Annotated in this window: 9 protein-coding genes; 1 reads left to right on the top strand and 8 read right to left on the bottom strand. The window is 40.3% G+C overall.

Annotated elements, in window-relative coordinates:
- The 8 genes from AABE15_RS03735 to AABE15_RS03700 all read right to left on the bottom strand — a co-directional run.
- A partial coding sequence (locus tag AABE15_RS03735; RefSeq protein WP_338329939.1) for a hypothetical protein occupies positions 1-1,107 on the bottom strand: 1,107 nt, incomplete at its 3' end.
- A gap of 20 nt (positions 1,108-1,127) precedes the next feature.
- Entirely contained in the window at positions 1,128-1,568 is a 441-nt protein-coding gene (locus AABE15_RS03730) for a biopolymer transporter ExbD (RefSeq protein ID WP_338329938.1), read from the bottom strand.
- 8 nt (positions 1,569-1,576) lie between these two features.
- Entirely contained in the window at positions 1,577-2,032 is a 456-nt protein-coding gene (locus AABE15_RS03725; protein WP_338329937.1) for a biopolymer transporter ExbD, read from the bottom strand.
- A gap of 11 nt (positions 2,033-2,043) precedes the next feature.
- On the bottom strand, positions 2,044-3,021 hold the full coding sequence (locus AABE15_RS03720) for a MotA/TolQ/ExbB proton channel family protein (protein WP_338329936.1): 978 nt from the start codon (positions 3,019-3,021) through the stop codon (positions 2,044-2,046).
- Positions 3,022-3,326: 305 nt separating this feature from the next.
- A complete protein-coding gene (locus AABE15_RS03715; protein WP_338329935.1) occupies positions 3,327-4,019 on the bottom strand; it encodes a TonB family protein in 693 nt (230 codons plus the stop codon).
- 50 nt (positions 4,020-4,069) lie between these two features.
- Positions 4,070-5,201, bottom strand: a protein-coding gene (gene prfB / locus AABE15_RS03710; protein ID WP_338329934.1) for a peptide chain release factor 2 whose coding sequence is annotated in 2 segments (ribosomal slippage) — positions 4,070-5,131 and positions 5,133-5,201 — 1,131 coding nt in all. Because the reading frame shifts where the segments join, the coding sequence is not laid out codon by codon here.
- A gap of 70 nt (positions 5,202-5,271) precedes the next feature.
- Positions 5,272-7,809 carry a PBP1A family penicillin-binding protein gene (locus AABE15_RS03705; RefSeq protein ID WP_338329933.1) on the bottom strand — a complete coding sequence of 846 codons (2,538 nt, stop codon included), beginning with the start codon at positions 7,807-7,809 and terminating at the stop codon, positions 5,272-5,274.
- A 96-nt stretch (positions 7,810-7,905) separates the two neighbouring features.
- Entirely contained in the window at positions 7,906-8,820 is a 915-nt protein-coding gene (locus tag AABE15_RS03700) for an aldo/keto reductase (RefSeq protein ID WP_338329932.1), read from the bottom strand.
- A 243-nt stretch (positions 8,821-9,063) separates the two neighbouring features.
- Between AABE15_RS03700 and rdgB the strand changes: the two genes are divergently transcribed.
- A complete protein-coding gene (rdgB, locus tag AABE15_RS03695) occupies positions 9,064-9,666 on the top strand; it encodes an RdgB/HAM1 family non-canonical purine NTP pyrophosphatase (protein ID WP_338329931.1) in 603 nt (200 codons plus the stop codon).
- Positions 9,667-9,674: the final 8 nt, after the last annotated feature.

The raw sequence follows: 9,674 nt of genomic DNA, 5'->3' as shown, positions 1-9,674 counted from the left end.
TAAAGCATAGTATAATTTATTTACAGAAGTATTTACTTGCTCTTTTTCAAGCGCCTGCTTCATCAAAGCCAGCCCCCCATCTTTTTGACCTGCAATAAATTGGTCATAACCGATTAGAAATAAGCGATCACCTTTAAGATTGGTTTTTGCATCGTTAAGCGCATTAATCTGGTTTTTTTCATTATTGGTAATAGTATTTTTGATATATATTTCTAATCGCGCTGCTCGTTCTGCATCTTGACCAACAAATATGTTTTGTGATTGACCCGCAAGTATAATTTTCTCCGCTAAGTGCGGTACTCCAACTTGCAAAGCGATTTCAGCGGCATTGGTATACGCTTTGGCATCCATTAAAAGCCCATTACGGTATTGAAACTCTGCAACAGCCAATTGAACGGAAGGAGATGTATTTTTGGCGCCTGTTATGGAAGACATAATCTTCGACCAATATATTGCTTTGGGATAATGCGTTGCTAACTGTAAATACGTTTGTCTTAGACTATTAAAATCTCCCAGTTTTTCCTGACAATTGGCAAGAATGAGCCACTGAGATTCGGCAGGAATAATATTTTGTTTTACTTCGAAATTAATTTGTTCTTTCTGTTGGGCTAGAGCATTTTTATAATCCTTATTCAAAAAATAAGATTGAATAAGAAGTGTTTTCATGTGGGAATTGTTTCCCCCAATACGAAAATAATGGTTGATAAACTCTATAGCTTTTGAATAATTTTTATTTCTATACGCAAGGCTTGCCTGAGCCATAACGATATTTTGTTGTTCTTGCAAACTTATATGACCGATTTTTATTAAACGATCATAACTCGAAAGAGCATCTTGTATTTTATTTTGTTTTAAAGCAGAAGCTATTTTCAATTTTTCAATTATTTGTTGCTCATAGATGGATGGTTTGGCTATGGCTTGAGCCTCACGAATAGCAACATCCGCTTGGGTGGTTTTACCCTGTTTTAAAAATTGTTCTGCTTTCTTAAGTGGAACCGCTATTTTATTACTTACCGTCTCTCCTGCAAAAGCAAAATTTCTCTGGATAATCGCTCCAAAAACAAAAACCACAACACATAGACTATACAGTAAAAAAAAACGTTTCATTAAATCAACCTTTTAACCCTCTAATCGTCACTCATTATCCCAATTTTTTTTACACCCAATCGTTGTGCATCGGCAAGAATGAAAGCAACCATTTTGTAACTTGCCAAGCGATTGGGTTTAATAAAAACGGTTGGTTGCGTTGGCATACGCGCTATGTCCTGAAAATGCGTTTGCAATGCGCTCTCATTGGGTAGGGACTGTTTATCAAACGTAACACTATTGTCGAAATCAATGCCAACAATAACATTAGGAGGAGGTTCTGCCACCTGCGCATTATCATTTCTTCCCAAAGCCAATTGTACGGACTGAGTTTGTAAGGGTATAGTAATAATTAACATGACCAACAAAACAAGCATAACATCAATTAGAGGTGTTGTATTGATATTAACCATCACTTCATCATCGCTATCGCTGGCTTGCAAAGAAAGTCTACGAGATTGTCTTGTTTTTAAACTATCCATTGCGAATATTATCCATTTTTTGGAGGCTGCGTAATAAAATCGACACGCCTAATACCTGCTTGTTGGCACGCTTTAACCACTTTGCCCACCGTTTCGTAATGCGCATTCTCGTCACCCCTTATCTGTATTTGAGGTTGTGGATGTAAGGAGGACGTTTCGTTCAATTTCGATTGAAGCATGGATGTATCAGCAACCAGTTGCTCATTCCAAAAAATCTCTCCATTTGCATTAACAGCAATCGCAACGTTACCATTTTTGACAAGAGTAGGGTGACTCATTCTTACAGGTAAATTAACTTTAATAGCGTGCGTTGCAACAGGAATAGTAATGAGGAAGATAATCAACAATACGAGCATAACATCCACCAATGGGGTGGTATTGATTTCGGAAACAACCTCGTTTTCTTCTCTTTCTATTCCGGTGAAATTCCCCCCATCATAAGGACTAACTACATATTTAGTCATATTATTGTGCCTTATTGTTTTATCGAAAGATCGTTATCATCAGTGCTCTTTTTAGGACGACCCCCCATCAACACACATTGAACATCGGCCGTAAAACTTCTTGCTTGATCAAGAATAATTTTATTGCAACGAACCAAGTAGTTATACCCTAAAACCGCAGGTACGGCGGTAGCCAAACCAATCGCAGTCATGATAAGCGCTTCACCAACGGGTCCAGCGACTTTATCTAAGGTGGCTTGCCCTGCTATGCTAATGGCACTTAACGCGTGATGAATACCCCAAACCGTACCAAATAATCCAACAAAAGGGGCTGTGGAACCCACTGTACCTAAAAAAGCAAGTCCATTTTGAAGACTGCTTTGTATATGATCCAACGTACGATGCAATGTAATAGAAACCCAACTATACAAATCAAGCGTTTCTTGTAAAACACCTTTATGATGGTCAACCGCGTCAATTCCATTTTGCGTAATTAAACGGTAAGGCGAGTTTTGTGCCAATCTTTCAGCGCTCTGCTTAAGATTTTTTTGTTGCCAAAATTGATTTTTTGTTACTTCTTTGTAGGCTCTTATTAAGCGTGATTGCTCAATAACTTTCATCACAATAATATACCAAGTCCCTACAGACATAACCGCCATAATCAAAAGCGTTATTCGTGAAACCAAGTCCCCACCCATCCATAATGCTTTGAGGCCATAAGGATTATCGGCTACATTTTTATCAACGGCTTCGGTTGCTGGCGAGGGGGCTGTATTGGCAGCAACGGGCGGGTTCATTGTTTGACTGTTGCCATTATTTGAAACGGTCGCACCGGCAGGAGCCGTATTAAGGGAAGTATTGGTTGCTGGTGAAGAAGGTACAACTTGTTGTTGTAAGTTTTGTTGATCAGTGGTTTGCTGAGCCATTACAGTATGTTGAATAGCAATTGATGAGGCAGCAACCAACATGCACAACGCAACATAACTTAACAAACGATTTTTAATACGCATACTCTTTATAAACTCCTCAGAACTGTTCTTGCAATGAATTTTATTGAAATCATTTTGTATTTTTATTTTCTATAAACCTTAGCAGTGGTTAATTTTGGTTTTGGTAAAGAGAGGAAGTGAATATCTAATAACAAAGTTATTATTCGCTTAAGTAAAGTAAACAAGGAAATGTTTGGTTCTCTATCAGCTACTATTCATACACTCGTTATCAAACTAAAGAATTGAAAGCATTATCATAATTGTTCTTGAGAGACGAACCCATGAACAACAACGATGATGACTTAGTTTTTATGTTTAATCACAGGTTAATCATTGGCCCCCAATCGAAACGTTATGGTGTAACGGTGCGCTAATTCTTTGACAGGTTTTCCATTCAACGTTGCTGGACTATAACGAGCACGATGAACGTACTCTAACGCTGCTTCTTTGAAAGAATTACCCCCTATAGCGGATATAATTTTACAATTATTGGTTGATCCATTGGTCTCAACATCACACGATAAAATAACACGACCTTCTTTGCCCGCCTCCTCCATATCCGGTGGATAAACAATTCGTGCACCGTTTAGTGGTTTACTGCCGGCACTTTGATCAGGGGTGCCCACTCCAGGAGGTCGCACGCTTGCTCCTTGATCCCCTACAGGTTTATTCGTTTGATCTTCCGATTGCCTGGGTTGTGGAACCTGTTTTTGCACTTGTTTCACAACAGGAGGTTTTTTAGGCTGGACGGGCGCTTCGGTGTTAATTGGCGGCGGATTTACTTCAGGTGGCGGGGGCATAATCATCTCAGGTGGAGGCGGTTGAAGAGCCTCTACAGCAGTAGAAGTAGAAGAGGAAACCTCAACGACTTGCACTTGCAAAGGTGGAGTATCCACACGTTCTTTTTGGGGCGAATGTATAAGCATAATCGACCCACCAATAAGAAGAATATGTAATATTAAGACGCCCAAAAATCCTATAATGTGCTCAATAGGATGACGCTCGTTATAACTGAACATCGACCAAATTTTTCCTTAATCGCCTAATAATTTTATTATTTTTGCAAGATTCAAATTGCTTGAGCGCTCGCTTTCGAACGCGTTGCACCCACTCTTAGCGCCAATGCAGCTGCCATAAATTCATCTAAATCCCCATCTAAAATTGCTTGTGGATTTGTTTTTTCCACTTCCGTTCTTAAATCCTTAACCAATTGATACGGAGCCAATACATAAGAACGTATTTGATGACCCCAGCCAATTTCAGTTTTACTAGCCTCTGTTTGTGCGGCTTGCTCTTCTCGCTTTTGTAATTCGAGCTCGTACATACGTGCCTTCAACATTTCCATCGCCGTTGCACGATTACGGTGTTGTGAGCGATCGGTTTGACAGGCCACTATAATGCCAGAAGGTATGTGCGTAATACGTATCGCTGATTCTGTTTTATTAATATGCTGGCCACCAGCACCAGAAGCTCTATACGTATCCACTTTTAAATCTGATTCATTAATGTCAATTTTTATAGACTCATCAATCACAGGGTATACCCAGACAGAAGCAAAAGAAGTATGTCGGCGTTTGGCCGAATCAAAGGGTGATATACGAACCAAACGATGAACTCCAGCTTCTGTTTTCAACCAACCATACGCGTTAGTGCCAGTAATTTTAAGCGTTGCTGATTTAATACCCGCTTGTTCTCCTTCTGTACTTTCCAGCAAAGAAACCGTATAATGATGGCGCTCTGCCCAGCGCGAATACATACGCACGATCATCTCTGCCCAATCTTGAGCCTCGGTTCCCCCGGCCCCTGAATTGACTTCAATATAACAATCGTTACGGTCCGCTTCTCCAGAAAGTAAACTCTCGCTCTCAAGGCATTTTACTTTCTTTTCAACGTCTCTGAGACGAGCGAGTGCTTCCTTTATAACGGGTTGATCGTCTTCCAACTCAGCAAGCTGAAGAAGCTCAAAATTATCACGAGCGTCATGTTCAAGCGTTCTGACTTGTTCGATCTGGCTCGTAAGGAGCGTTTGCTCTTGCATAATTTTTTGAGCTTGTTCAGCGTTATCCCATAATTTTGGATTTTCAACCTGATTGTTAAGCTCAGCTAACCGATCCAACGTTTTATCCCAGTCAAAGATGCCTCCTCAGCAGGTCAATGGACTGCTCTATGATTTGGTATAGGGCTTCGCTTTCGGCAGACATATTCTTTTTATCCTTAGTTGCAAATGGTTCTCAATACTAATAACAATTTTTTTTTTAGAATACAAGCAGATTAATACAACCCGCCCATACCAATATCACCCTCTGAAGAAGGTGTTTCTTGTTTCGGTTGATCGGTTGATGTTCCGTTATTTTGTTCAGCCGGAGGCATGGCGGTACCCATAGACTCTTCAGAATCTGGTACATTTTCAGCCCCCGTATCCGAAGCAGTTAACTCACCCGTAGCGGCCCCAGAATTTAAATTAATACTTGCACCAGGCGTCTGACCTTCTTTAAAGGCATCCGTAACCGTTCCTTTGCTGGTATCATAACTGGCAAGGAAAACGCCCAAAGGTTGAGCAAAATCTCTTTTATTATAAGACGCTAATACTTGTTTCATATAGTTATTCCAGACCGGGCCTGCCACGACGGCACCCGACATGCCTTTTCCCAAACTCTGTGGCTGATCGTAACCAAACCATACAACGGTTACCACATCGGGAGAGAATCCAGCAAACCAAGCGTCATTGAAATTTTGGCTGGTTCCTGTCTTCCCAGCAATCGGCATATCAATATTTTTACTGGCAGACGATCCAGTACCCCTTCTGATAACATCTTTCATCATTGTAATTACTTGATAAGCGCTTTGTTCAGAAGCCGCTCGTTTTCGCTGATCGCTTAATTCTGGAAGTTGATTTGGATCTGTCAAATGATCCACTTTAAATGCATCAGAACGCCAAAGGACGTTCCCGTTGCGATCTTGTATATAGTCTATCAACGTCGGATGGACGACCAGTCCCCCCGAAGCAATGCTTGCATACGCGCCAGCATGACGCAAAACGGTTGTTTCTACTGCACCTAACACAGCCGGGAGCACTTTTGGCATGGAGTCCACTTCACCGAGAGCAATAGAAAGCTTCGATACAGCGTCCATACCGATTTGTGCGGCCAAGCGTATGGTAACTAAATTTCTCGAGTATCTTAACCCATTATGAAGAGCCGTAGGGCCCCAAAAATTCATTTCGTAATTATTAGGATGCCAGTTTCCCACTGAAAAAGGAGAATCCGTAAAAATTTGCGAAGGCGGTACATTTTGTTCCATACCTGCAAGGTAAACAATAGGTTTAAACGATGAACCTGGTTGCCTCAACGCCTGCGTCGCCCGATTAAATTGCGATTCTGCGAACGACCAACCTCCAAACATTGCCAACACCCGACCAGTTCGAACGTTCATCGATACCAGAGCCCCTTCAATACGTGGAATTTGTTTTAACGCGACTTTTCCTTTATCTGCTAAGGGTTCAATCATAACGATATCACCTGTCTTAATACTGTGCGGCGAACGTTTTTGCCAAACCATGCTTTTTGCATCTAGGGTTGCATTAAAATTTTGTATTTGTTGAGAATTTTTTTCTACCCATCCCACTTTGCCAGACTTACCGTCCAAAACCATCGCCAAACGCCACCCTGGCAACATGCCCTTGGGAGCTGTTTCGTGCAAAAGTTGAGTTTGCCAATCATCGACATCTATCTTCTCTATTTTTTTTAAAGCTCCGCGCCAACCTCGTTTTCGATCATAACTCATTAAGGCTTCTCGCATAAGCTTTGTCGCCAAAGCTTGATTATCCAAATTAAGGCTGGTATGGACCTCAAGCCCACCCTGCATGGTTTTTTCAAGACCATAGCGATCAATCAAATCCCTTCGAACCGCCTCACTAAACCATTCAGTTCCTGCAATCGGTCCTCTATGATTGGATTGGTTTACAGGTAACAATGGCTCCTTAAGAGCAACCTGTTCTTGTTCTAGTGTAATTGCCCCCGTGTCTCTCATACGACTTATTACAAAATCTCGACGCTGTATCGCGGCTTTTGGGTCTTTATATAAATCGTAATTATACGGCGATTTGGGTAACCCTCCTAGATAAGCGGCCTCAGCAATCGTAAGCTGATTTAAATTTTTGTGAAAATAAACTTGCGCAGCCGAAGCCACTCCATACGCACCAGCCCCCAAATAAATTTCATTTAAATAAATTTCAAGGATCTGATCTTTTGTTAAAGACTGTTCAATACGAAGCGCTAAGATGGCTTCTTTAATCTTTCTCTCCAGTTTACGGTCGTTATTCAACAGCATATTACGAGCAACTTGCTGCGTAATTGTCGAAGCCCCCACCAGTCGTTTCCCATGCAGGCGAAAAACATCCTGAACCAATGCCCGCATAATGGCCATTGGATCGACACCGCTATGAAGATAAAAATTTTTATCTTCTGTGGAAATAAAAGCATCCTTTACCTGTTTAGGAATAGCTGAAATAGGAACGAAAAATCGTCGTTCCGCTGCAAGCTCAGCAATGACCTGATCGTCACTTGAGTAAATGCGACTCATTACAGGTGGCGCGTAATCACGCAGACCTGTAATGGTTGGCAACCCCTTAATTGTGCCTTGATATCCAACCCAAATACCAATTCCCCCGATAAGGGCAATTAAAAAAATTAAACCAGCAATCAATCCTAAATATATGCGCCATAATCGATAGCGTGGTCGTTTAAATTTTATTTGACGTTCTCCATCATTCTGATCATTAGAGTGAACGGGAGGGGGATCGGAATACATGCACTGAAGCTCTTTTGTTTTAAGTAAGAAATGTAACGGTTTTTAACTCTATGATTGTAATTGAAAAATCAAAAATAACAACAATCGTAAATTGATTTACTCATTCCTTAACGTGGATTTTAAATTTGCTTTACGAGCATGCCATACAGCTCGACCTTCTTTATCAAGCTTAAACCATTCCGCGTCCGAAAGATGAAGAGACGCAGCCGCTACATTTTCCTTTAAATGCTGCACTTTACTCGTACCTGGTATAGGTATAACTACTTTGCTTCGTTTCAAGAGCCAAGCCAGAGCAATCTGTCGCGCAGAGGCGTTTTTTTCTTGCATAAGCTCTTTAAGTACATCCCCTTCTTCAAACGTATTTTGATCTAGAGGGGCATAAGAAATAAAAGCTATATTTTTTTCTATACAATAATTTAATACCTCTTCTGATTCACGATTAAGCATATTATAACGATTTTGAACGGATACCACCTCGAAAAACTGCTGGGCTTTTTTAATCATATTAATACCTACAGCAGAAAGACCTACGTGTCGGATCAGACCCTCTTGTTGCATTTTAGCAATAGTTTCGAATTGAACTTCAGGTGGCGTATCTTCTGCTACACGGTGCAGCTGCCAAAACCTAATTTCATTCAATTTTAAACGACGCATACTCATAAGCACGCATTGGCGAAGATAATTCGGATTTCCGATAGGCCGCCATATATCGGGACCCAATCGGGTATGCCCTGCTTTGGTGCCAATCAATAAAGTAGAAGGATAAGGATAAAGGGCTTCACAAATAAGATCTTCGCTTACAAAAGGGCCATAACTATCAGCTGTATCAATAAAATTAATATTTAATGAAATCGTTTTCTTTAACGTTGCAATCGCTTCGTTACGATCTTCTGGCTCTCCCCACACGCCTTTACCTGTTATACGCATAGCGCCAAAACCTAAACGATTTACTTTTATTTCTCCGCCAATTTTAAATGTTCCGGAAAAAGACGCATCTATTGATTCAGTCATAATTATTCCTTTTCATTTTCTAAACGAAATTAAGTCAAAGTTAATAGATTAAGTGCTATTGTGTTTTAAATTTAAAATATACGATATCTAATTGACTTTTGAGGTTTAAGTAAAATCTTACCTAAAGAAATTATTATCAAAGCTGTTATAGGAAACAAACTTATTATTTTAATCGAGTTAGTAAATCTCAATGTATCCATTTAGAGTGTATATACTTTATTCCAATCTTTAAAGAGAAAAACGATGACCGCATTATTCAAATTAAAAGCTGGCAATACATTATTGGTTGCGACGCATAATTCAGGAAAAATTAATGAAATTAAAAGCCTGCTAAGCCCTTTTTCTATTAAAGTTTATTCAGCCAAAGACTTAAACTTACCCGAACCAGAAGAAACAGGGCTTACTTTTGAAGAGAATGCCAAAATCAAGGCCTCTTTTGCCGCCAAGCTGACACAGAAAATCTGTCTAGCAGACGATTCAGGTTTTTGTCTGAACGGTTTAAAAGGTGAACCTGGTATTTATTCCTCAAGATGGGCAGGTCCGGATCAAAACTATGCCCGAGCAATGCATTTAATAAAAAATAAATTAACAGGCAAATCGGATCGGTCGGCTTACTTTGTTTGTATGTTGTGTGTTGCCAGTCCAAACAACATTGTGAAATATTTCGAAGGCAGAGTTGATGGACAATTTGTTTGGCCTCCTAGAGGAGAAAATGGGCATGGCTACGATCCTATCTTTCAACCAAATCACTCTGAAAAAACGTTTGCCGAAATGACCGAACTAGAGAAAAATAGTATCAGTCATAGGGGCAAAGCCTTGCAACGCTTTCTCAAAGAATGTTTATAAAAAAAGCC

The organism is Commensalibacter sp. Nvir (genome assembly GCF_963921845.1).
Lineage (GTDB): Bacteria > Pseudomonadota > Alphaproteobacteria > Acetobacterales > Acetobacteraceae > Commensalibacter.
Note: the sequence above shows the minus strand (reverse complement) of the source record. Positions and strands in the feature narration are given on the sequence as shown.